Here is a 22,225-nt window from a genome sequence, read left to right on the forward strand (position 1 = left end):
TTCTCAATTAGCCAGGATCCGCGACATGGCACGTAAAGCCTTTGATCATTTTGAAGCTGTTTCCGCTGTCGTACCGGGCGAGGGGGGTTACCACGCCGCGATCGCCGTCAAAGCCATCGGTGGCGCGGGTGCGCCGCGCTTTCATAAAGTGCTTGAAGGGCAAATCTTCAAGACTGCCAACGAGGCCGATCTGGCCGCGGCCAAAGAGCTGACCCGCCTCAAAGACGTCAAAGAAGACGCCGGCCTGCTCTGGTAAGTTATTTTTTTGCCCCCGGGCGATACATTTTGAACAATGCCTCTGGTCCCAGCTGAAAGTAATCCGCTGGCCCGCCGCCGCGCAGAATCGGTTCTGCCGCGGCGGTGTCGTACACCCCATCCTTCAACAGCCACTTGGCGATATGCACGGCGACCACTTCGCCGAGAATCAGCCAGCTCGGCACCACGTTCCCGTCCGCGCGCTGCAACTGAATGATCTGCGTGACCTTGCATTCAAAGGACACCGGGCTTTCAGCGACCCGTGGCACCTGAATGATTTTCGATGCGGCGGGTGTTAATCCGGCTAGCTCGAATTCATTGGTGTCGGGCGCGACCATGGCGCTGCTCTGGTTCATCCGCTCGGCCAGTGGCCGGGTCGCCAGGTTCCAGGCGAACTCGCCGGTCTGCTCGATGTTGTTCAGGCTGTCTTTGCGCCCGACGCTGGAAAAACCAATGATCGGCGGAATGTAGTTGAACGCATTGAAGAAGCTGTAGGGCGCCAGGTTCAGGTGACCATTGGCATCTTGCGAAGAAATCCAGCCGATGGGGCGCGGGCCGACGATGGCGTTGAACGGGTCATGGGGCAGGCCGTGGCCGTTGGCGGGTTCGTAGAAGTGGATGTCGTCGGGCATGGCGCTGGATTTCCTGGAAGAGGGGCATTGGCCATAGTGCAAGTGCGCGCAGGTAATTTCCAGTCAGACGCAGATCCCTGTGGGAGCGGGCTTGCTCGCGAAGAGGGCGTGTCAGTCGACATCATTGTTGAATGTCACACCGCTTTCGCGAGCAAGCCCGCTCCCACAGTGGTTTGTGTTGATGTCGAACTTTGCGTACCCCCCAAAACGACTAAGCCCGGCCGAAGCCGGGCTATTCAATGCCCTCCAAGTGTTAACCGATGGCACCCGCCGTACCGGTTTTATCAAAGCCATCAGCGGCGATGGCGCCAGCAGTGCGGGTGTGATCGAAACCATCCGAGGCAACAGCCGTCGAGTGGGTGTGTTCGACGGCAGCAGTGGCTCCAGAAATGAAGTCTGCGGTGCCGGTTTTGTCGGAACCATCCGCGGCGTAGGTGTTGGCCGCCAGTACGGAGAGGGCCAGAGCGAAGAACAGTTGAGTTTTCATGTTAGTGACTCCAGGTTCATTTAAATTGATTTGAATTTACAATTTAATGCTAAAAACTATCGATTAATTAGATATTAAGGTCGTCGGGCTTTTTCGCTTTCGGGGCTTGGTTGAGCGCATCGCAATTAATCGATCAGGCAGGAGCAGGATGAGTTTCGGGCATTAACCGGTGATTAATCCGGGATGACAGTTTTTTCATGCAGGTCTACCCGACCCTCAGGCCTTCGTCGCTTTGGGGCCTGCAACTGATATACGTGCGTCATGCGGGTATGGATGCGCCCGGCTGGAAAAGGTCGCGGGGATTAGTGATTTTGCCGGGTTATGCGTGAAGCAATTTGCTTGCATGACAGATTTTTCATACAGCACCTACCTATTTTTCACCGCTTCGCCGCCAGTCTGCGCGTCGGCCATAACCCTAAGAAAACGGCCGTCATGACCACTGGAGTTTTACCCGTAATGAATAAGCTGCCTCAAATCACCCTGGCGTTCTGGGTGATGAAAATCTGTGCGACGACCCTGGGGGAAACCGCCGGTGACTTGCTGTCGATGACCCTCAACGTCGGCTACGCCATCAGCTCGCTGATTTTGATCAGTGTGTTCGTGCTGACCCTGGTCACGCAGTTGATGTCCAAAACCTATAAGCCGGTGCTGTACTGGATCGTGATTCTGTCCACCAGCACGGCCGGCACCACCATGTCCGACTTCATGGACCGCACCCTCGGGTTGGGTTACGCCACGGGTTCGATGATCCTGATTGCGATTCTGGCGGGGATCTTCTCAGCCTGGCGTCTGAGCGGCGACTCGTTGAACGTCAGCAAGGTCCAGACCTTTCGTGGCGAGATGTTCTACTGGATGGCGATTCTGTTTTCCAACACCTTGGGCACTGCGCTCGGCGATTACCTGGCCGACGACTCGGGCCTGGGCTTTGCCGGCGGCGCACTGTTGATCGGCTCCACCATCGCGGTGGTGGTGCTGCTCAAATACTTCACGAAGATTTCGTCGGTGCTGTTGTTCTGGGTGGCGTTCGTGCTGACACGGCCATTCGGCGCAACCCTGGGCGACTTCCTGACTAAACCCCATGAAAAGGGCGGCCTGGATTTCGGCACCATTGGCTCGTCGCTGGTGTTGGCGGGGGTTTTGGTGGTGATGATTGCGGGCGCGGCTTACGCGCAGAACAAGTATGGCAAGCGAGCGGTTGCCGAGTTGACTTAAAGCCGAGTTGCCCACATCGCGAGCAAGCTCGCTCCCACATTGGATCTGCGTACACCAGATCCTTGTGGGAGCGAGCCTGCTCGCGATGAGGCCGGAACAGTCACCTCAAATAAAGCAGTCAGTCCGTCTCGATCCGCGAATGCTTGCGGGTGTCTTTCATGGTCACGTACACCAGCAACGACACCGCGATGCAGGCCGTGACATACCAGTAGTAACCGGTTTCCATGCCGATGCTCTTGAACCACAGCGCGATGTATTCGGCGGTGCCGCCGAAGATCGACACGGTCAGTGCATACGGCAAGCCAACGCCCAGTGCACGAATCTCGGTCGGGAACAGTTCGGCTTTGACCACCGCGTTGATCGAGGTGTAGCCGCTAACGATGATCAGCGCCGCCATGATCAGGAAGAACGCGCCCCACCAGCTCTGGATGGTGTGCAGGGTGGTCAGGATCGGCACGGTGAACAGCGTGCCGAGCACGCCGAAGGCAATCAGGATCGGCCGACGACCCACCTTATCCGACAACGCGCCAATCAGTGGTTGCAGGCACATGAACAGGAACAGCGTGGCCGCCGAGATGCTGGTGGAGTCGGTGATGCTCATGCCGACGGTGTTCACCAGGTATTTCTGCATGTAGGTGGTGTAGGTGTAGAACGCCAGAGTGCCGCCCATGGTCAGGCCGACCACGGTCATCAGTTCCTTGGGATGGCGCATCAGCGTGCGCATGGCGCTTTCTTTCTTCTCTTTCTTGACCTTGTTGAACGACTCGGTCTCTTCCATGCCACGACGCAGGTAGAGCGCCACGACCGCACACAGCGCGCCGATGGCGAACGGGATGCGCCAGCCCCAGGCGTACAGTTGTTCGGTGGTCAGCACCTGTTGCAGCACGATCAGCACCGCCAGGGCGATGAGCTGACCGGAGATCAGCGTCACGTACTGGAAGCTGGAATAGAAGCCGCGACGTTCCTTGGTCGCCATCTCGCTGAGGTAGGTAGCCGAAGTGCCGTACTCGCCACCGACCGACAGGCCCTGCAGCAAGCGAGCGAACACCAGCAGGATCGGCGCACCGATACCGATGGTTTCATAATTGGGGCTCAGGGCGATCAGCAGCGAACCGAAGCACATCAGGTACACCGAGGCCATCAACGCACGTTTACGACCGGCACGGTCCGCGTAGAGGCCCATCAACCAGCCACCGATCGGACGCATCAGGAAGCCCACGGCGAAGATCGCGGCGGTGTTCATCAGTTGCGCAGTGGTGGAACCCGCCGGGAAGAAAGATTTGGCGAAGTACAGCGAGAACGCGGCGTAGACGTACCAGTCGTACCACTCGACCATGTTGCCGACCGAGCCGCTGAAGATCGATTTGATCCGGCTCGAAGTGGTTCTTTCTTTGGCGGGCGCGACGGCCGACCCGAGGGGCAGGGCGTTGGAGTTATCCATTGAAGGATCCTTCGTTTAATTGTTTTTGTGGAGCGCGTGTAAACGCAGCCTGCTGGGGCTATAGCAGGAGCTGTGCCAAAGGGCGGAGGGCCGGTTTAGAGGGGGTAGGAGGTTTTGTTGAGCGGAAATCCGCTTATTGCTTGGTGTCTGTGAGCGGAAAATTGCTCATTGAGGTTGGGAGTTGCTTTGTCTGCACCGGCCTCTTCGCGGGCAAGTGCCGTCACTACAAAAATCAGCTGTCGTGCAGGAACATCTCCCGACTCAACCCATGCCGCTGAAGCTTTTCATTAAACGTGCGGCGCGGCAGTTGCAGCTCTTCAAGCACCGCTTTCACATCACCCTTGTGCCGGGTCAGCGCCGCGCGCAAGCAATGCGCTTCAAACGCTTCCTGTTGCGCCGCCAGCGACTGGCCAGGGTCGATGCCCGCCGGTTCTGGCTCACCGAGGCCCAATACCTGGCGCTCGGCCACGTTCGCCAGTTCCCGCACATTGCCCGGCCAGTCGTGGCTCAGCAGATGGCTCAGTTGCGGGCCGCTCAAGGGCGGGAAGGTCCGTCCCAGGCGCTCGGCCGCCTGCTGGGCAAAGGTTTCGAACAACAGCGGAATGTCTTCCCGGCGCTCGCGCAACGGCGGCAGGCGCAACTCGGCGACGTTCAAACGGTAGGCCAGGTCCTCTCGAAAACGCCCGGCGCGGGCTTCGTCCAGCAGGTCGGGTTTGGTCGCGGCGATGATCCGCAAGTCCACACGAATGCTCTGGTTAGACCCCAGCCGCTCAAGCTTCTGCTCCTGCAACACCCGCAACAACTTGACCTGCTGCGCCAGCGGCATGCTTTCGATTTCATCGAGAAACAGCGTGCCGCCGTCGGCGTATTCGAGCTTGCCGATGCGCTTGCCCGAGGCGCCGGTGAACGCGCCACTTTCGTGACCGAACAGCTCGGCCTCAAACAACTGCTCGGGAATCGCCGCGCAGTTCAGGGCCACGAACGGCTTGTCAGCACGCGGACCGAAATCATGCAGGCAGCGGGCGACCAACTCTTTGCCGCTGCCGGTTTCGCCACGGATCAATACGTTGACCGGCAACGTCGCGAGGTCCAGCACCTGCCGGCGCAACGTCTGCAAGCCGCGGGACACACCCAGCAGCGTGGCGTCGAGTTTGGCTCGGTTATCGGCCTGTACGTGCAGGGCCCGGTTTTCCAGCACCAACCGGCGCTTTTCCAGGGCCCGGCGCAAACTGCCGAGCAAGGTTTCCGGGCTAAAGGGTTTTTCGAGGAAGTCGTACGCGCCGTCGCGCATCGCTTCGACCGCCATCGGCACATCGCCGTGGCCGGTCAACAAAATCACCGGCAAGTCGGCATCACGCCGCTGCACTTCGGCCAGCAGTTCCAGGCCGGTCATGCCGGGCATGCGCACGTCGCTGAGGATGACGCCGGGGAAGTGGGCCGGCAACTTTGCCAGGCATTCATCGGCACGGCTGAACAGCTGCACCTCGAATCCCGACAGGCTCAGCCACTGTTCTACGGCGCTGCGAATGCTGCTTTCGTCGTCGACCACGATCACCGAATTCAGCATGAGAGGGGCACCTCCAGATCGATCGGCAAGGTCAGGGTGAACACCGCGCCATTGTCGTGGTTGTCGGCCGACAGGCGCCCACCGGATTCGTGCGCAATGGCAAACGAGACCGCCAGCCCCAGGCCCAAGCCATCGCCCACCGGTTTGGTGGTGAAGAATGGATCGAAGACGTTCGGCAGGTGTTCTTCGGCAATGCCGCCACCGTTGTCGGAAACGCTCAGGCGCCACAGTTGCTCATCGGCTTCGAGGCGGATTTCCAGGCGTTTGCAGGGTTTGTCCTGCACGGCGTCGAGGGCGTTGCGCAGCAGGTTGATCAGCACTTGTTCCAGGCGAATCGCATCACCACGGACCCAGGCCGGGCGCGTCAGGTGCAGCACGGTGCTGACGTTTTCATCGCGCAGGCGCGCATCGAGCAACTGCAAGGATTGATCGACCACCGCCGCCAGGTCCAGCCGTTCGCGCAGGCCACTGGGGCTTTTGCGGGCGAAGGTTTTCAGGTGGCCGGTCAACGCAGCCATACGCGTCAGCATGTCGTCCACCGGTTTCAGCGCCTTGTAGGCGTCATCGACCCGGCCGTGATCGAGCAGCAGCCTCAGAGTAGCAAGCTGCATGCGCTGGGCGGTCAGCGGCTGGTTGATTTCGTGGGCCAGCGCCGCGGACATCTGCCCCAGCGCTGCAAGTTTGGCCGATTGCACCAGACCGTCCTGGGCGGTGCGCAGGTCGCGGGTGCGTTCTTCCACCAATTGTTCGAGTTCTTCGCGGCTGCGCTGACGCATTTTCGCCAAGCGCCAGCGCTGGTAGAGGAACAGCAACAGAAACACCACCGCCAGCCATAACCCGGCGGCAGCGAGGCCAGCATTGCGGCTGTCTTCGAAAGCGACTTGCGGGCGGCGCAACAGGTGCAAGGTCCAGCCTTCGGCGGGCAGCGGCAGGGATTCCCACAGGTAATCCGCCGTGCCGTCGGGGCCCTCGACTTGCGCCAGGTCGCTGTTGTCGTCAAAGCGCCGTTTCGATTGATAGGCCAGCGGCGACAGCGGTTGCTTGTCGTATTGGCGCGTGTTCTTGAGTTCGGCGTGATCGCTGTCGCTCAGCGGTTTCAACTGGCGATAGCGCCAGCCCGGCTGGTTGGCGATGAAGATAATCCCGCGGGCATCGCTGACCAGCAGCGTGTCTGTGCCTTGGCTCCATTCACGCTCAAGTTCGGGAAACTCGAGTTTCACCACCATGGCGCCGAGGAACTCTCCGTTGTCCCGGGTCACCGCGCTGGACAGGAAGTAACCGGGAATGCCGCTGGTCACGCCCACCGCATAAAAGCGCCCGGTGCCTTGAGTTCGAGTCTGGCTGAAGTAGGGGCGAAAGCCGTAGTTGTGGCCGACGTAACTGCTGGGCAAGCGCCAGTTGCTGGCGGCCACGGCCAGGCCGGTGTGATCGAGCAATTCCAGGGTCGAGGACTGCGCGGCGCCGTTGATCTTTTCCAGTTTGCGGTTCAGCAGGTCCTGTTGTTCAGGACTCACCGGGCCATCGAGGGCCGAACGCAATTCCGGGTCCAGCGCCAGCACGGCGGGCAGGGCGCGGTAGCGGTCGATCAGGGTGTGCAGGGAATTGGCGTACAGCGCCAGTTGCTGGTTGGCGCGGGCGGCGTCTTCTTCCAGGGCCTGACGTTCGGCGTGACGCATCGCCAGCCCCGCAGCGAGGGCTGCGCCGGCGAGGATCAACAGGGTATACAACGACAAACGCAGGGTACGGGAAGTCGGCAGCATGCTGGCGCAAATAGGTGGGAAGTCGGGCGGGCACCATAGCATGGTGGGCCCGCCGGGGGAGATGGTGCATGGCAGAACATCTGATGGCGCGAATAGCTAGAGTCTCGTTCCTCCATATTCCCTGACAAGACGGCTGGAGCCAGGGGTGCCCCCAAGACGATGAGCACCCTGGTCGGAGCGTCTTCCGAAGTCATCCGGAATGTAATCCTTTTCATATCCCTTGAGAGGCCCCATCGCACGAAGCCTTTCCAATAAATTAACTGTTTGGGGCGAAGAACTCCCTAGCTCTTTTTCGGCCAGGAGTAACTCACTAATGAGCAGGTTTTGTGCTTCCTCAGTCACTGTTTGATTCAATTTAAGCGTAAACATTTCCTGCTCGATTCTGCCCATACGCGCGGCTCCCTGAGCCTTTGTCGCAGCCTTACTGGCTTTAATTACGCCGTCCCTGAATTCATCAACTCGCTTGTTAATTAGGGTATGAAGGGGCCCTAGGCTGGCTCCTGTCGCACTTGCCACAAGTACATAGTTGGAATGCACCATATTATGGTGCTGGGTTACTTCGAATATCTGCTCTTGATACTCCGGATACCCGGGATCGTCCGGACCAACAGGGTCGGGAACTCCGGGCCACATGCTCCAAATCGACCATGCTGGATTAGGATGAAGAACGTTTGTCAGGGCCTGCGCCCCGTATGTCCCGGCGGTCGAAATGATCCACGGGGTCAAAGAACCTGTACCGCCTTCAGGGAACACGAGTTTTGCCAGCCAGGAGTTGGCTATCGTTAATCCCATTTTTTCCGTTTTTTGCTTCCAATAATCTTTATCACGCAACTGACGGCCCCAGACAGTCCATGAGTCAGGCATCGGGGGAGGATTGTCTTGCGGGTTTTCTGGAAGATTAGGGCCAAAGAAAACCGGCTCAGCTGCCAAGTCGTTCATTTCAATACTGACAGCAGGGTCCGATGGACTTCCTCCTGTGTCATCCACTAGGCTAATCGGGTTATTCCGCACCATCCGAAACACATTCAACCCATCCACAACCCCCAACGGATCCGGATTCACCCACCGCCCCAACCACGGCGCCAGATACCGCAACCCGTAATACAGCAACCCGCTTGCGTCCTGCTCCTTACCTGAATACCGAATGGTCTTGTAGTCCGCCTCAATCTGCGAGCGCGCCGCCCACCACGCTGTGCCGCCATAGGGGTAATACCCTTCGTGGCTGATGACGGCGGCGGTTTTGTCCAGTTCCAGGCTGCTGGAGCCCAAGTGATCATCGATGCTGTAGCGCAATTGATCAGCCTCGATTTCAGCAGGTTTGCCAGCGACCCAGTGCAGGCAACGCACGCTGCCACGGCCCAGCGCCACACTGATCACTTGCAGTTCTTCGCCGCTGTCCAGGGTGCGGATTTCCAGTCCCGGCAGATAGCGCACTTCCCGCTGATGAACCACGGTTTTGGCTTGGGCCGAGCTGACTTTGCGCACCCGCGCACCGCTGCTGTCGTAGCGGTAGTACTCGTCATCATTGGCGCCGTTGTCACGGTTGACCGTCGTCAGTTTTTGCAACTGATTGCGTCCGTCCCACTGCATCGGTTGTGCGCCGGGCACCAGGGTTTTCAGGTTGCCGTTAGGGTCGAATTGCTGCTCGAAGTCTGGCGCCGGTGCACCTTCCTCCCACGGCAAGGCGCGGTTGCTGCCCTGCGCCACGCGCATCGTGCGGGTGTAGTTGTTGCCAGGGCGGATGTGCCGCAGCACGGTGAAATTGCCGCCCGCGTCGTACTCGTATTCCTGGGTGTAGTTGAGCAGCAGGCTTGGGTCGATGGGGCTGATCAGGTCCGGTAAACCGGGCCGGATGCTTGCCCCGACGGCTTCACGTCCCCTGGCGGTGGAGAGTTGATAAAGGCTGTCGTAGGTGTAGGTGGTTTCTGGTTCCACCCGCTGATTGGCGAAAAAGCCCAAGGGCTTGAGGTGGTCCATCTGATGGGTAATGTTGCCCACGTGGTCGTATTCGTAACTCAGGTTTTGCAATGTGCCTTTACTCGGGGCCGCAGCACTGAGGCGTAGCAGCCTGCCGGTGCTGGCCTCAAAAGTCGCCGTGGTGACCACCGCGTTGCCGGCGGTCTGGCTGAGTAATTGTCCTTCGGCGTTGTAGTCCGTGGCCGTCAGCAGTGGCTCGGGCGTCTTGCCCTTGAGGGTCAATGCAATGCTCTTGAGTTGGCCGGCACGGTCCAGGGTCCAGTGATGTTGATGGTCGGCGGCATCCGTCTGTTCAATCAATTCACCCGCGGGGCTGTAGCGCTGAAGGGTGGTATAGCGTTTGTCGGATTCGAGCAGGGTATCCCGTGCGGCGATGTCCAGCGGCCAATCAGCGGCTTGTTCATCCGGCAGAAAGCGTCGGGTCTGGCTGATGACTTGACCGGTCAGGGCCTGTTGATTGAACAGCAGCGTGCCGGCGGGGTCGTCATGGCGCAGCAACTGGCCGCACTGATTGCGCGCGGCAAACTCGGTGGCGTTGGTGGCGTAGGTCAGGCGTTCTACGGTGTGTGCCGGTTGCCCGGCCATCGTTTCATACAGCGCGACCGGGCGCAGGTGCAGGTCGTACTCGCTGCGCCGATAACTGCCTCGCCCGTCCCAGCTTTCCAGCGTTTGCTGCGCCTCTGCGGGCAAACTCAGGCGCCAGCCGGCGTCCACACTGTCACTGCTCAAGGCTGCCCCGGACAGGCTGTAAACCGTCTGCAGGTTGGCCCGCAGGGCGGGTGCCAGAAAGCGTGGATCACGCTGTTTCACCAAGCGACCGGCCGCGTCGTATTCCGAGCGCGTGACCCGTGCGACGGCAACGACACTGCTGTCGCGACGCCAATACGCGACTTGGCGCAGTGGCTGCCCCCGGCTGTCGATCACCGCCAGGTTCGGAGTGTGTCGATCGAGGCGGGTGTTCATGGCGTCACCGTTTGCGTGGCCTGCATTTCGGCCATGGCTTGTTCATAGGTATCGTTTTCATCGAAAGCGATGGTGTACCAGGTGCGGTACCACACCTCTTGGCGCAGTGGTTTTTTCGCCAGCAAGGTACGGGTCGGCCGGCCGGCGGGGTCGTAGAACTGTTGGTCGTGATAGCCGGTTTTGCGCAGTGCTTGTGTGTTGATATGACGGTACTGATCAGCGAAAAACGGCCGGTAGACCCGCACCTTTTCGCCTTTGTTGTTGTACTCCACCGGCTCGCTGACCCGCCAGCGCCGAACGGCCTCGGCTTCCTTTGGCGTACCGTCGGGGTTGAGCGCCAGGTCGCCTTTTTCGTCGACCACCCAGGCCTTGCCCGGTTCGACTTCCTGCTTGGTTTGCAAGGCTCGGCCAAAGCCGTCCCAGCACGCCACGCTCACGCGGATTTGCAACGCATCATCGCCAGGGTAACGGTCGGCTTGCAAGGCGGCGATGTGGACCGGTTCGCGTCGGGCTTCGTCGACGTACTGCTTGAGCAGCGTCTCGTCGGCAGACGGGTTTTCCAGACCTTCAAGGTGTAACCGGGCGCGGGTGCAGATATGGCCGGTGGGCAGTGCGTAACCTTCGGCGCGGGCCCAGATCAGCCAGGGCGTTGTTGCCGCTTTTGAAACGCGGCCCATCCAGCTGAACGGGTCGCTGAAGCTGGCCGTGGCGTAATCGCCGAGGACGGTTTTTGGCGCGTCGATAGCGTCCTGGGGGTGACGGTCCGGCGGAGGGACATAACCTGCGAGTTTTTTGAAGCCCACCTCTTCACCCAGTTCTGTCCCGTGAAAACTCGTCACCAGCACCTCGCCAAAGGCGTTATAGCAAGCCTCCTGAATGTTCTGGTTCGGGTCTTCGATGGCCGCCGGCAAGAAGGAGCGGTAATCAGTGTTCAGCGTGCGAGTGGCGCAGCCATCCGGTAACGTCACCGCCGTGGCCAGGCACCAGTAAGGCTCGTCGTAACTGACCTGGGTGATGCCGTGACTTTGGGTCTGGCGGAATTCCTTGACGTTAAAAAACTTGTCCAGCCCGTGGTAGACGGGGAAGCCGCGCCACACTGACCATAAATAGTTTTTGGCGTCTGTGGGATCGGCGGGTTCGCCTGCTTTGGCATCGGGCAGGAACGGCACCATGATGTGATAACCCACTTCTTTGGATTCGAGCTTTTCCTTCAGGTTGAACGGCATGTTGCCGCCAGCGTCCTTGAGTTTGTCGTAGGCGCTCAGGGCTGTGGCATCGAGTTCGGCTGCTTCCAGATAATCGGGCAAGGCCTGGAAGGTCGCGTTGCCGGGAGGCATCACTTGGCCGGTGGCGGGATCCTGGTAGTGTTGTTGAGACATCCCCATCAATACCGATGCCTTGGCCCAGTCACCGTCGTACTCGGCCCATGTCAGAAAGTTTTCATGGTTGATGTCTTGCGGGCGCAGTTTGTTTTTGGCCAGCACCAATGCATTGCCACGCTGGCGATACGGCAATCGCAGACGCCAGGCTTGTGCATCATCGAGGTGGATGTACTCGGCGCGTGCCTCGGTCAGGTACCAGTCTTGCTGGGCGGGATCATGGGCGTCAGTCCACCAGGTGTTTTCATAGCACTCGTCGCGATCGTCACCCGCTTCGCACACGATAAAAGGGGGAGGGTCATCGACGGTGTTGCGCCGTGCGTAGTGCACGGTAAAACCATGGATCAGGCCGCCGAACTTGTCCCACTCCAGATTCACCGTGTGTTGGCACAGCGGATCGTCGGCGACTTGCGGTTCGTATTGATAGGCGATGCTTTCCAGTGCCAGCGGTTGCAGCACCGCGTAGGGCTGATGCTCGCCCTTGGGCCGGAGTTCGCGCACCAGGAAACGGCTTTCCTGTACGGCGTAGGGCACGGCACTGGCGGGGTCATCATCGGCGGCAAACACTTCTGTGCGCAGTACCGAACCGCTGAGGGTGCGGGCCATCTCTCGGGCCAGGCCCTCGTCGGGAACCAGCGAACGGCCTGCCGCATCATTGAGGTGGTATTCCTGCAGCAGGGTGTTGCCCAGGGGCACCGCCAAGGGATCGCGGTTGTAATAACCGTCGTAGCGCAGGTCCACGGCTTTACCGGTATGAAACCAGGTTTTACTGAGGATCGGCGCGGTGAAGCCCAGGCTCGTGCGTTCGGCGGCCGTCGCTTCGGTGTCGGTTTGCAGCAACAGGCCAAAGCCGCGGAACTCCCGTTCGTAGCGGTCGTAAAACCCCTGGCGATAGCTGAAGCCCTGAGTCAGGCAATTACCGGTGATTTCATCGAGTTGGGTCTGTTGTTTGACCAGGTGCATGGCAAAGGGCAGGTCGGACACCGGGTCTTTCCCGGCAGCAATCAACTGCACTTTCTCATCCAGCCATTCCTGGGCCGAACTGCGATAGGTCACGCCGGTGGCCGCGCCCATATTGTTATTCGTGGCGTTCACCAGATAAGGCTTGGCCTGCACAAAATCGTAGCGCCAGTGCCTCGGTGACATGTGCGGCACCGTCAGGATCAGGCTGGAACAACCCAGCCCTTGCAGGTCCGCGGTGCTCACCTGGCTGAACCGGTCATAACGTACCCCTTCGGGCCAGGGCAGGTCGGTGGCAGTCGGGTCATAACCATTGCCGGCGCGGTTCATGAACACCCGAAAGCGGTCGGACTCAAGGTAAATCAAGTCCGTCGCGCCGGAACCGTCGAGGTCGGCCAGGCGCACCTGCGCCGCGTTGAACGTGGCGTAATCGAAGGGCAGCGCACAGAGCACAAAACCTTTGTCGAATCGCCCGCGGCCCAGGTTTGGCCAGCATTTGACTTCGTTGTGACGGATGCGAATCAAATGTTGCTGGCCGCTTCCGAGCACATCGCTGAAGGCCACCAGTTCAGTCTGACTGTTGCTCAGCAAGGGCAGGGCGTCGTCATCGTGGGGCACATCGTTGCCGTGGGCGAAACCGGTTTCGCGACGGCTGGCGTACAGCCGCACGCTGCGGGTGCCGATCAGTGCCAGGTCCGTCAGGCCTTTGCCCACCAGGTCGGCCAGCTGCGCCGAAGGGTGGAAGAATTCGCTGGGGAAGGCGTCATACGCCACGAAATTCGACCAGGTGCGATCCGGGTTGAGGGTGAAAAAACCGCTGAGCCCCGGTTGAGCAATCACCCAGTCGAGCTTGCCGTCACCGGTCAGGTCGCTCAAGGACTGACGCAGCGGTTTGCGGCTGTCGGCAACGGGAATATGCGGCAATAGATGCCAGTCACCGTAACGCACATCATCGGGGCCGTTTTCGCCCCGTTCGGGCTCGCGGTAGTACCAGGCCTTGTCACTGCGAAACAACACGCCAGGCAAACCTTCGCCGTACAAGTCCACCAGTTGGTAGGGCTGGCCGTCATTAAGACCAGGCATGGCCGGGAACTCGACATAACCCTGGCGCCCTGGGTCGAGTTCGAAGGCGTTGTACATAAACTCCATCGGCGGGCGGCTTTCCATCTGACCGCGACTGTCATACGCCTGGATATGCGCCGCCGTCAGGTGGTTGTAGCCCAGAGGGCTGGGGCGATGTTCCAGTAGCAGGCGCTGGACCAGCACCGGGGCGGGCTCCAACTCGACGGGGAAATGATGAAACATCAGCACCTGCCGGCACAGGCGCCGGGTACCCAGTTCGAAGCCGTAGGCATAGTTCCAGAACGGATCGCTGCGCACGGACCAGTCGTTGTACTCATCATCGGGCTGTGAATAGGGCGGGCCGTAGACCGGTTTTTGGCTCAGGTCGTCGCTGCGTTCGCCGTAATCGAACAGCAGGTGGAAATGCCATTGCACAGCCTTCCAGCCATTGGCGTCCCAGGCGTACAGGTCGGCGGATGCCACGGCATTGCCATAAAGCACCCGATGCAGGTAACGCTGGGCGCGATAGTCACGAAATTGCGGGGCGGCCGGCTCGTCGACTTCGGCCAGGTATTCGTAAACCACGTGCTCGCCACGAAGAGTAAGGCTTTCGTCGATCAGCCAGACGCCGACATGCGTCTTGTCCTTGGCATCGGCCCGGCGCGAAGCCTCGGTTTTGCCGTAGCAGTGCAGGCTGCCGTCGGCTCCGTGGATCAGCCAGAACCCCGACGAATCGGCGGCATTGCTCCAGTGCTCGATCAAGTCGAAGGCGCCTTCGACCCGTGGCCAATAGCGCACGACCTGATGACTGCCAACGTTTTTGCCGTTGTACGCCGAGACCGTCCTGGAGATGATCCGTCCGTCATCACCCTTCTCGGGCATCCACACGTCACCGCTGGGCCCCACGATCTGGTTGCTGCCGTCATAGGTCGGCACGCCTTGGGCGGTGCGCAAGGTGATGGCGTTAGTGGTCAGCCGCCAACCGATGCCAAAGGGGCTGTTGCCCACATCGCTGCTGTAGCCCAGACCCAGCGCCGGCACCAGGTCGCGATTGGGCGCCTTGCTGATGGGCAGCGGCAATTCCAGCGATGCCGCACCGTTGGTGCCCACCGCGCCCTGGCCCTTGCCGATGCTCTGGATGGCACCGCCACCCTTGGGAAGGGCGGGGGCGTTGATGTCGAGGGTGCCTTGCTGTTCCGTGGCCATCTGCATATCCGCCGTGAAGGATGCAACGATGACTTGCAACTTATCAGGTAGTACGAAGGCTGTGACCTGTCAGATCTGACAGGCTGAAGGGGAAGTCTTAGAACGATTCGCTGACCCTGTCGCTCTTTTAATCGCCTTTTTTCAGGGGAAAAAAAACCGGTCTATCGTTACGGATAGACCGGTTTTTGACTGGCAAAAAGTACTTACTGCACTTCCACCGCCAGGCTTTCACTGATCTTTTTCTGCCAGATGGCAGGACCGGTGATGTGTACCGACTCGCCCTTGCTATCGACCGCAACGGTGACCGGCATGTCCTTCACGTCGAACTCGTAGATGGCTTCCATCCCCAGTTCGGCGAACGCCACGACGCGGGATTTCTTGATCGCTTGCGCCACCAGGTAAGCCGCGCCACCGACCGCCATCAGGTAAACGGCTTTGTGGTCCTTGATCGCTTCGATCGCGGTAGGGCCGCGCTCGGATTTGCCGATCATGCCCAACAGGCCGGTTTGCTCAAGGATTTGACGGGTGAACTTGTCCATCCGCGTAGCAGTCGTCGGACCGGCAGGGCCAACCACTTCCTCGCGCACCGGATCAACCGGGCCGACGTAGTAGATGAAGCGACCCTTGAGGTCGACCGGCAGGGTTTCACCCTTGTTCAGCATCTCGACCATGCGCTTGTGCGCAGCGTCGCGACCGGTGAGCATCTTGCCGTTGAGCAGGACGGTTTCGCCCGGCTTCCAGCTCTGCACGTCTTCAGGCGTCAGGGTGTCGAGGTTGACGCGGCGAGCCGATGGGCCGGCTTCCCAGACGATTTCCGGGTAGGCGTCCAGCGGTGGTGCTTCGAGCGAGGCCGGGCCGGAACCGTCGAGCACGAAGTGCGCGTGACGGGTGGCGGCGCAGTTCGGGATCATGCACACCGGCAACGAAGCGGCGTGGGTCGGGTAATCCATGATCTTCACATCGAGCACGGTGGTCAGGCCACCCAGGCCCTGTGCGCCGATGCCCAGTTGGTTGACCTTCTCGAACAGCTCCAGACGCATCTCTTCGATACGGTTGGACGGGCCGCGCTTTTTCAGCTCGTGGATGTCGATGGATTCCATCAACACTTCCTTGGCCATCACCGCAGCTTTCTCGGCGGTGCCGCCGATGCCGATGCCGAGCATGCCCGGTGGGCACCAGCCGGCGCCCATGGTTGGCACAGTCTTCAGGACCCAGTCGACGATCGAGTCGGACGGGTTGAGCATGGCCATCTTCGACTTGTTCTCGGAGCCGCCGCCCTTGGCCGCCACGTCCACTTCCACGGTGTTACCCGGAACGATGGAGTAGTGGATAACGGCCGGGGTGTTGTCCTTGGTGTTTCTACGAGCGCCCGCCGGGTCGGCGAGGATCGAGGCACGCAGGACGTTTTCCGGCAGGTTGTAAGCCTGGCGCACGCCTTGGTTGATCATGTCGTCCAGGCTCATGGTGGCGCCATCCCAACGCACGTCCATGCCCACGCGGACAAATACCGTCACGATGCCGGTGTCCTGGCAGATCGGGCGGTGGCCGGTGGCGCACATGCGCGAGTTGATCAGGATTTGCGCCATGGAGTCACGGGCCGCTGGCGATTCTTCGCGCAGGTAGGCTTCGTGCATCGCCTGGATGAAGTCAACGGGATGGTAATAGGAAATGAACTGCAGGGCGTCGGCAACGCTCTGAATCAGGTCGTCTTGCTTGATCACGGTCATGAGTCGCGCTCCTCTAAAAGACGGGAACATTCAATAAGGTGCTTGCAGCTTGGGTGCATCGGTCGGTTGCAAGCACCTTTACAAGGCACGCCGGGGCTGCTGGCGCGACGCTAAAAAGGCGCGGCAGTATAACTCGGCTCGCGGGTCGGCACACATTGGCTTTTGGTAGGAGATGACCTGTGGCGAGGGAGCTTGCTGTGGCGATGGCGCTTGCTCCCGTTGAACTGCGCAGCAGTCCTTATTTTGGGGCCGCTTCGCAGCCCAGCGGGAGCAAGCTCCCTCGCCACAGAAGCGGTCATGCCCATAAATACGAGTCAAACGGGCCATGCTTTTGACGCCAGTTTTTCGCCCCGAGAATTGAATGGTTATTTATCGGTCACGCCACTAAAGTGGCAATCGGCCTGTAGAGTAGGACACTCTTTCAGCCTCTTTTCCTTTGGTGAGTCAACGATTGACCCATAACGCCATCCAGCGCCTGTTGCTCAAACGTTTTGCCCTCGCGGCCGGCACCTATGCCCTGGCATTGCTGCTGCTGTGGCTGGCGTTTTTCACCGGGCACTACGATGAGCCACTGGCCGGCGTCGCCGTTGGCAGTGCGTTGGTGGTGATCAGTCAGGCGGCGTTGTTCGCAGTGTTTTACAGCGGTTGCAACCTGCGCTTTAGCGACCCGAGCCTGACCGAAGTGCAGGTATTGCTGGGCCTGGGCTGGCAAACCTGGTTGATCTTTCACCTGGACGGGGCCCGCGGCGCGTTTCTGGTGTTCTATGTTCTGATTCTGCTGTTCGGCCTGTTCCACCTGTCGCGTCGTGCCTTTGTGCGGTGTGCGTTGCTGGTGTTCTTCAGTTTCAGCGCCATCACCTTGTGGGACGGTTACCACTTCCAGTTGCCCGATCCGGCATTGGCGCTGTTGCAGGTGTGCGTGCTGTTTATGGTGCTGGTGTGGCTGGTGCTTTACGCCCGTTACGTCCAGGCCTCGCGTCAACTCATGCGCCAACGGCGCTTCGCCTTGCAGGCGCATCAAGACACTCTGCGCGGGATGATGCGCCAGCTCGAAGACCTGGTGGCCACCGACGAACTCACCGGGCTGTTCAACCGCCGCCACTTCCTGCGCCTGGCCTCCCGCGAGCTCAACGCCATGGACGCGAGCGTGATCCACGGCTTGGCGCTGATCGACCTCGACCACTTCAAACGCATCAACGATGTGCATGGCCACGCCGCTGGCGATCAGGTGTTGCAAGCCTTCGCCGGGGTGGCCACGGCCTGCCTGCGTGATGGTGATGTGCTGGCCCGTTACGGCGGCGAAGAATTCGTGGTGTTGCTGCCCGACTGTGATGCCGAGCGCCTGACCTCCTGTTGCGAACGGCTGCGCATTGCCTTTACCGATGTCGAGTTGTTCGGCCTGAATGTGCGCAACCTCAGCTTGTCCGCCGGCATGACCCTGCTGGAGCTGGGCGATGACCTCGACGATGCCCTGCAACGTGCCGACCAGGCGCTATATCGCGCCAAACGCGACGGCCGTAATCGTTGCGCGGCGGCGTGGGAGAACATCGATGCCTGAGTTACGAGTCGGCGAACGCCAGTGGTCGGTGGCGGCGGGCAGCAACCTGCTGGATGCCTTGAATCAAAAGGGTGTATCGGTGCCTTACAGTTGCCGCGCCGGCAGTTGCCATGCGTGCCTGGTGCAATGTGTACAAGGCACGCCCAGCGACAGTCGCCCCGATGCGCTGAGTGCCGAGCAACGTCAGCAAGGTTGGCGCCTGGCCTGTCAGTGTTCGGTGGTTGAGGACTTGCAAGTACACGCCTTCGACCCGCAACAGGACGGTCGCCCGGCTGAAGTCGCCGCCGTTGATTGGCTCAGCACCAGCGTGTTGCGTTTGCGCGTGATCCCTGTGCGTGCGCTGCGCTACAGCGCCGGCCAGCACCTGGTGTTGTGGGCCGGCAACGTGGCCCGGCCGTATTCCCTGGCCAGCCTGCCGGAAGAAGACCGCTTCCTGGAATTTCACCTCGATTGCCGTCAGCCTGGCGAATTCAGCGACGCGGCGCGCCAGTTGCAGATCGGCGACACACTCCGCCTCGGTGAACTGCGCGGCGGTGCCCTGCATTACGACCCGGACTGGCACACTCGACCGCTTTGGCTATTGGCGGCCGGCACCGGTCTGGGGCCGTTGTTCGGGGTGTTACGTGAAGCGTTGCGCCAGGATCATCTGGGCGCCATCCGTGTCATTCACCTGGCCCATGACGCCAACGAGCATTACCTGGCCAAACCCCTGCAAGCCATGGCCGTTGGCCGTGAAAACCTCACGGTCGAGCTCTGGACCCCGGCCGAGTTGCCACAGGCGTTGGCGCAACTGCGGCTTGTTTCAAGGCAAACCCTGGCCTTACTCTGCGGTGCCCCCGACAGCGTCGACGCCTTTGCCCGGCGCCTGTACCTGGCGGGATTGCCGCGCAATCAACTGCTGGCTGATGTCTTCCTGCCCCGTGGTTGAGCGCTGACCGTTTAACGACGCGAGACTCGCCATGCCCGATGCCATCCAGATTGAACGCGAGCGCGGTCTGCTGACTTTGCGCCTCAACCGCCCCGACAAGAAAAACGCCCTGACCCGCGCCATGTACAGCCGCTTGGCCGAAGCGCTGAAACAGGCCGACACTGACCCCGAAATCAACGCCGTGCTGATCACCGGCAGCAGTGAGTGCTTCACCGCCGGCAACGACATCGCCGACTTCATCCAGCAACCACCGAGCAACCTCGACAGCCCGGTGTTCCACTTCATGCTCAGCCTGCTCGACTGCCGCAAACCGGTGATCGCTGCCGTGGCCGGTGCGGCGGTGGGCATCGGCACGACCCTGCTGCTGCATTGCGATCTGGTGTACGTCAGTCGGGATGCTCGGTTGCGCATGCCGTTTGTAAACCTCGGGTTGTGCCCGGAGTTTGGTTCCAGCCTGATCCTGCCGCGTTTGCTCGGGCATGCCAAAGCGGCTGAACTGTTGCTGCTCGGTGAAGGTTTCAGCGGTGAACAAGCCGCCGCGTGGGGGATTGCCACCGAAGCGTTGGGCAATGGCGAAGCGGCATTGGCCAAGGCGCGGGAGATGGCGTTGAGGTTTGAATCGTTGCCAACCGAGGCCGTGCGCATCAGCAAACAATTGATGAAAGCGCCGGACCGGGAATTGATCCGCAAAGTGATCGAGGAAGAGGGGTTGTTGTTTACCCAGCGGCTGCGTTCGCCGGAAGCGATGGCGGCGTTGTTGGGGTTTATCAATCGGCATTGAGTCTTGTGGTGATCGGGCGGGTCTCTTCGCGGGCAAGCCTCGCTCCTACAGGTTTTGTGGTTGACACAAAATTTGTGAACACCGATGAACCTCTGTAGGAGCGAGGCTTGCCCGCGAAGGCGTCAGGTCAGTCACCACGCTTCCTGGATCAGAAACCAAAAAGCCCCGCCATTCACATGGCAGGGCTTTTGTTTTTCTAACAACCGATCACTCAGACCATCGGGTCGCCAACGTGCAGGATTTTCATCCCGTTGGTGCCGCCGATGGTGTGGTAGCTGTCGCCCTTGGTCAGGATGACCCAGTCGCCTTTCGCCACGACGCCGCGCTTGAGCAACTCGTCGATCGCGGCCTGGCTGACTTGCTCAGGTGGCAGCGATGCCGGGTCGAACGGTACGGTGTAGACGCCACGGAACATGGCCGCGCGGGCCTGGGTTTCGCGGTGCGGGGAGAACGCGTAGATCGGCACCGAGGAACGGATGCGCGACATGATCAACGGCGTGTAGCCACTTTCGGTCAGGGCGATGATCGCCTTCACGCCCGGGAAGTGGTTGGCGGTGTACATGGCGGCCAAGGCGATGGACTGGTCGCAGCTCTCGAAGACCTTGCCGATGCGGTGGCTGGAGGTCTTGCTGGTCGGGTGCTTTTCAGCGCCGACGCAGATGCGCGCCATTGCCTGCACGGCTTCCAGCGGGTACAGACCGGCAGCACTTTCGGCCGAGAGCATCACGGCGTCGGTGTAGTCGAGCACGGCGTTGGCCACGTCGGACACTTCGGCGCGGGTCGGCATCGGGTTCTGGATCATCGACTCCATCATCTGGGTCGCAACGATCACAGCCTTGTTGTGGCGGCGTGCGTGCAGAATGATTTTCTTCTGAATGCCCACCAGCTCGGCGTCGCCGATTTCCACGCCCAGGTCACCACGGGCAACCATCACCGCGTCGGACGCCTTGATCAGCGCGTCGAGGGTGTCGTCGTCGGCCACGGCTTCGGCGCGTTCGATCTTCGCCACGAGCCAGGCAGTACCGCCGGCCTCGTCGCGCAGTTGACGGGCGTATTCCATGTCGGCGGCGTCACGCGGGAAGGACACGGCGAGGTAGTCGACTTCCATCTCGGCGGCGAGCTTGATGTCGGCCTTGTCTTTTTCAGTCAGGGCTGGAGCGGTCAGGCCACCGCCGCGACGGTTGATGCCTTTGTGGTCCGACAGCGGGCCGCCGATCAGCACGGTGCAATGCAGCTCCGTGGCGGTGGCGGTATCGACGCGCATCACCACGCGGCCGTCGTCGAGCAGCAGCTCGTCGCCTACGCCGCAATCCTTGACCAGGTCCGGGTAGTCGATGCCGACTACTTGCTGGTTGCCTTCGGTCAGCGGATGGCTGGTGGAGAAGGTGAACTGGTCACCGATCTTCAGCTCGATCTTCTTGCCGGCGAATTTGGCGATACGGATTTTCGGGCCTTGCAGGTCACCCAGCAGGGCGACGAAGCGGCCGTGCTTGGCAGCGAGGTCACGCACCAGCTTCGCGCGAGCCTTGTGCTCGTCGGGGGTGCCGTGGGAGAAGTTCAGGCGGGCGACGTCCAGGCCAGCCAGAATCAGCTGTTCGAGAACTTCCGGCGAGTTACTGGCCGGGCCAAGGGTAGCGACGATTTTGGTGCGACGGACGGACATGCATAGACTCCTGAGTTCAAGCGCTGAGTGAGGCTACTATGGTCTCTGGCTGTAGTCATTGTTCATGTGCACTACTTATTCGTTTCTTTCTTTAAACGAACATTCCTGAAGATTTCCGCCAACGGGTCGATACAGAGCTCAAGACAGGAGAACCCCCATGCGATTCGTGCTCATTGCCGCCCTTGCCATCAGTGCCCTCAGCGTCACGGGCTGCACCCGTTGGTCGATGAACCATCATTTGAATAACGCCTACAGCGCCTATGACCGGGGCAATTGCGAGCAGGTGATGCTCGAGCTGTCCAAGGTTGACCGCGACAGCCGCGCCCGGCGCTACGTGCAGCCGGAAGTGTCGATGATGCGCGGCCAATGCCTGGAACGGCAAAAGCTGTTTATCGATGCCGCGCAAACCTACGAGTTCATCATTGCCTCGTACCCGCAAAGCGAATACGCCTACCGTGCCCGTGCGCGCCTGGAAACCCTGCAGTCGCTGGGCCATTACCCAACCCGCAGCGCGGCGGTGGTGCAGCCGACCGGCTTCTGATGATAGATCTCATACAAAGGCTGGCCGACTGTAGAGGGTGGGCTATAGTCGAATAACCGGTTTAGAGCCTTGCAACTAAACTGAGGTAACACCTGCGACTGGCAGAGGTAGACGTGGCAGCGGTTT

The 22,225-nt window shown here is 60.5% G+C and carries 15 protein-coding genes; 6 read left to right on the forward strand and 9 right to left on the reverse strand.

Features of this window, described 5'->3' with window-relative positions; genetic code table 11:
* The first annotated feature begins 25 nt into the window (after nucleotides 1-25).
* Nucleotides 26-256: a hypothetical protein gene (locus AC1MEW_RS10120; RefSeq protein WP_480426182.1), complete on the forward strand. Its 231-nt coding sequence runs from the start codon at nucleotides 26-28 to the stop codon at nucleotides 254-256.
* 1 nt (nucleotide 257) lies between these two features.
* Here AC1MEW_RS10120 and AC1MEW_RS10125 read toward each other — a convergent pair whose 3' ends face one another.
* Nucleotides 258-887 carry a flavin reductase family protein gene (locus AC1MEW_RS10125; RefSeq protein WP_201206243.1) on the reverse strand — a complete coding sequence of 210 codons (630 nt, stop codon included), beginning with the start codon at nucleotides 885-887 and terminating at the stop codon, nucleotides 258-260.
* 253 nt (nucleotides 888-1,140) lie between these two features.
* Nucleotides 1,141-1,374, reverse strand: a complete 234-nt coding sequence (locus AC1MEW_RS10130; RefSeq protein WP_480426183.1) for a hypothetical protein — start codon at nucleotides 1,372-1,374, stop codon at nucleotides 1,141-1,143.
* A 456-nt stretch (nucleotides 1,375-1,830) separates the two neighbouring features.
* Between AC1MEW_RS10130 and AC1MEW_RS10135 the strand changes: the two genes are divergently transcribed.
* Nucleotides 1,831-2,586 carry a COG4705 family protein gene (locus tag AC1MEW_RS10135; protein WP_201206240.1) on the forward strand — a complete coding sequence of 252 codons (756 nt, stop codon included), beginning with the start codon at nucleotides 1,831-1,833 and terminating at the stop codon, nucleotides 2,584-2,586.
* Nucleotides 2,587-2,704: 118 nt separating this feature from the next.
* Here the strand turns inward: AC1MEW_RS10135 and AC1MEW_RS10140 are convergent, their stop codons facing one another.
* The 6 genes from AC1MEW_RS10140 to AC1MEW_RS10165 form a co-directional block, all read right to left on the reverse strand.
* The gene (locus AC1MEW_RS10140) at nucleotides 2,705-4,027 is read right to left on the reverse strand and encodes an MFS transporter (RefSeq protein ID WP_201206238.1); all 1,323 of its coding nucleotides are present in this window, start codon (nucleotides 4,025-4,027) and stop codon (nucleotides 2,705-2,707) included.
* A gap of 232 nt (nucleotides 4,028-4,259) precedes the next feature.
* On the reverse strand, nucleotides 4,260-5,594 hold the full coding sequence (locus tag AC1MEW_RS10145) for a sigma-54-dependent transcriptional regulator (RefSeq protein WP_480426184.1): 1,335 nt from the start codon (nucleotides 5,592-5,594) through the stop codon (nucleotides 4,260-4,262).
* On the reverse strand, nucleotides 5,588-7,354 hold the full coding sequence (locus AC1MEW_RS10150) for a sensor histidine kinase (RefSeq protein ID WP_201256016.1): 1,767 nt from the start codon (nucleotides 7,352-7,354) through the stop codon (nucleotides 5,588-5,590). Before AC1MEW_RS10150 ends, AC1MEW_RS10145 begins: the two co-directional genes overlap by 7 nt.
* A gap of 96 nt (nucleotides 7,355-7,450) precedes the next feature.
* Entirely contained in the window at nucleotides 7,451-10,294 is a 2,844-nt protein-coding gene (locus tag AC1MEW_RS10155; RefSeq protein ID WP_480426185.1) for an RHS repeat-associated core domain-containing protein, read from the reverse strand.
* Nucleotides 10,291-14,901 carry a SpvB/TcaC N-terminal domain-containing protein gene (locus AC1MEW_RS10160; RefSeq protein ID WP_480426186.1) on the reverse strand — a complete coding sequence of 1,537 codons (4,611 nt, stop codon included), beginning with the start codon at nucleotides 14,899-14,901 and terminating at the stop codon, nucleotides 10,291-10,293. The genes AC1MEW_RS10155 and AC1MEW_RS10160 overlap by 4 nt, the downstream gene beginning before the upstream one ends.
* A gap of 203 nt (nucleotides 14,902-15,104) precedes the next feature.
* The gene (locus AC1MEW_RS10165) at nucleotides 15,105-16,628 is read right to left on the reverse strand and encodes a fumarate hydratase (RefSeq protein ID WP_123508568.1); all 1,524 of its coding nucleotides are present in this window, start codon (nucleotides 16,626-16,628) and stop codon (nucleotides 15,105-15,107) included.
* A gap of 451 nt (nucleotides 16,629-17,079) precedes the next feature.
* On the opposite strand from AC1MEW_RS10165, the gene AC1MEW_RS10170 reads away from it, so the two are divergent.
* From AC1MEW_RS10170 to AC1MEW_RS10180, 3 genes are read left to right on the forward strand one after another with little or no spacing between them, the layout of a single operon-like run.
* Complete coding sequence (locus AC1MEW_RS10170) at nucleotides 17,080-18,186, forward strand: GGDEF domain-containing protein (RefSeq protein WP_201256013.1); 1,107 nt, start codon at nucleotides 17,080-17,082, stop codon at nucleotides 18,184-18,186.
* A complete protein-coding gene (locus AC1MEW_RS10175) occupies nucleotides 18,179-19,114 on the forward strand; it encodes an iron-sulfur-binding ferredoxin reductase (protein WP_201206228.1) in 936 nt (311 codons plus the stop codon). Before AC1MEW_RS10170 ends, AC1MEW_RS10175 begins: the two co-directional genes overlap by 8 nt.
* A 31-nt stretch (nucleotides 19,115-19,145) precedes the next feature.
* Complete coding sequence (locus AC1MEW_RS10180; protein ID WP_480426187.1) at nucleotides 19,146-19,895, forward strand: enoyl-CoA hydratase-related protein; 750 nt, start codon at nucleotides 19,146-19,148, stop codon at nucleotides 19,893-19,895.
* Between the two features lie 211 nt (nucleotides 19,896-20,106).
* Here the strand turns inward: AC1MEW_RS10180 and pyk are convergent, their stop codons facing one another.
* On the reverse strand, nucleotides 20,107-21,558 hold the full coding sequence (gene pyk / locus AC1MEW_RS10185; protein ID WP_201206224.1) for a pyruvate kinase: 1,452 nt from the start codon (nucleotides 21,556-21,558) through the stop codon (nucleotides 20,107-20,109).
* Nucleotides 21,559-21,715: 157 nt separating this feature from the next.
* Between pyk and AC1MEW_RS10190 the strand changes: the two genes are divergently transcribed.
* Nucleotides 21,716-22,099: a tetratricopeptide repeat protein gene (locus AC1MEW_RS10190; RefSeq protein WP_201206222.1), complete on the forward strand. Its 384-nt coding sequence runs from the start codon at nucleotides 21,716-21,718 to the stop codon at nucleotides 22,097-22,099.
* Nucleotides 22,100-22,225 lie beyond the last annotated feature (126 nt).

It is taken from the genome of Pseudomonas sp. ASL4, assembly GCF_056680395.1.

Coding starts and splice junctions, on each gene's coding strand:
- AC1MEW_RS10120 (WP_480426182.1), top strand. CDS start 26: ATGGCACGTAAAGCCTTTGATCATTTTGAAGCTGTTTCCGCTGTCGTA.
- AC1MEW_RS10125 (WP_201206243.1), bottom strand. CDS start 887: ATGCCCGACGACATCCACTTCTACGAACCCGCCAACGGCCACGGCCTG.
- AC1MEW_RS10130 (WP_480426183.1), bottom strand. CDS start 1,374: ATGAAAACTCAACTGTTCTTCGCTCTGGCCCTCTCCGTACTGGCGGCC.
- AC1MEW_RS10135 (WP_201206240.1), top strand. CDS start 1,831: ATGAATAAGCTGCCTCAAATCACCCTGGCGTTCTGGGTGATGAAAATC.
- AC1MEW_RS10140 (WP_201206238.1), bottom strand. CDS start 4,027: ATGGATAACTCCAACGCCCTGCCCCTCGGGTCGGCCGTCGCGCCCGCC.
- AC1MEW_RS10145 (WP_480426184.1), bottom strand. CDS start 5,594: ATGCTGAATTCGGTGATCGTGGTCGACGACGAAAGCAGCATTCGCAGC.
- AC1MEW_RS10150 (WP_201256016.1), bottom strand. CDS start 7,354: ATGCTGCCGACTTCCCGTACCCTGCGTTTGTCGTTGTATACCCTGTTG.
- AC1MEW_RS10155 (WP_480426185.1), bottom strand. CDS start 10,294: ATGAACACCCGCCTCGATCGACACACTCCGAACCTGGCGGTGATCGAC.
- AC1MEW_RS10160 (WP_480426186.1), bottom strand. CDS start 14,901: ATGGCCACGGAACAGCAAGGCACCCTCGACATCAACGCCCCCGCCCTT.
- AC1MEW_RS10165 (WP_123508568.1), bottom strand. CDS start 16,628: ATGACCGTGATCAAGCAAGACGACCTGATTCAGAGCGTTGCCGACGCC.
- AC1MEW_RS10175 (WP_201206228.1), top strand. CDS start 18,179: ATGCCTGAGTTACGAGTCGGCGAACGCCAGTGGTCGGTGGCGGCGGGC.
- AC1MEW_RS10180 (WP_480426187.1), top strand. CDS start 19,146: ATGCCCGATGCCATCCAGATTGAACGCGAGCGCGGTCTGCTGACTTTG.
- pyk (WP_201206224.1), bottom strand. CDS start 21,558: ATGTCCGTCCGTCGCACCAAAATCGTCGCTACCCTTGGCCCGGCCAGT.
- AC1MEW_RS10190 (WP_201206222.1), top strand. CDS start 21,716: ATGCGATTCGTGCTCATTGCCGCCCTTGCCATCAGTGCCCTCAGCGTC.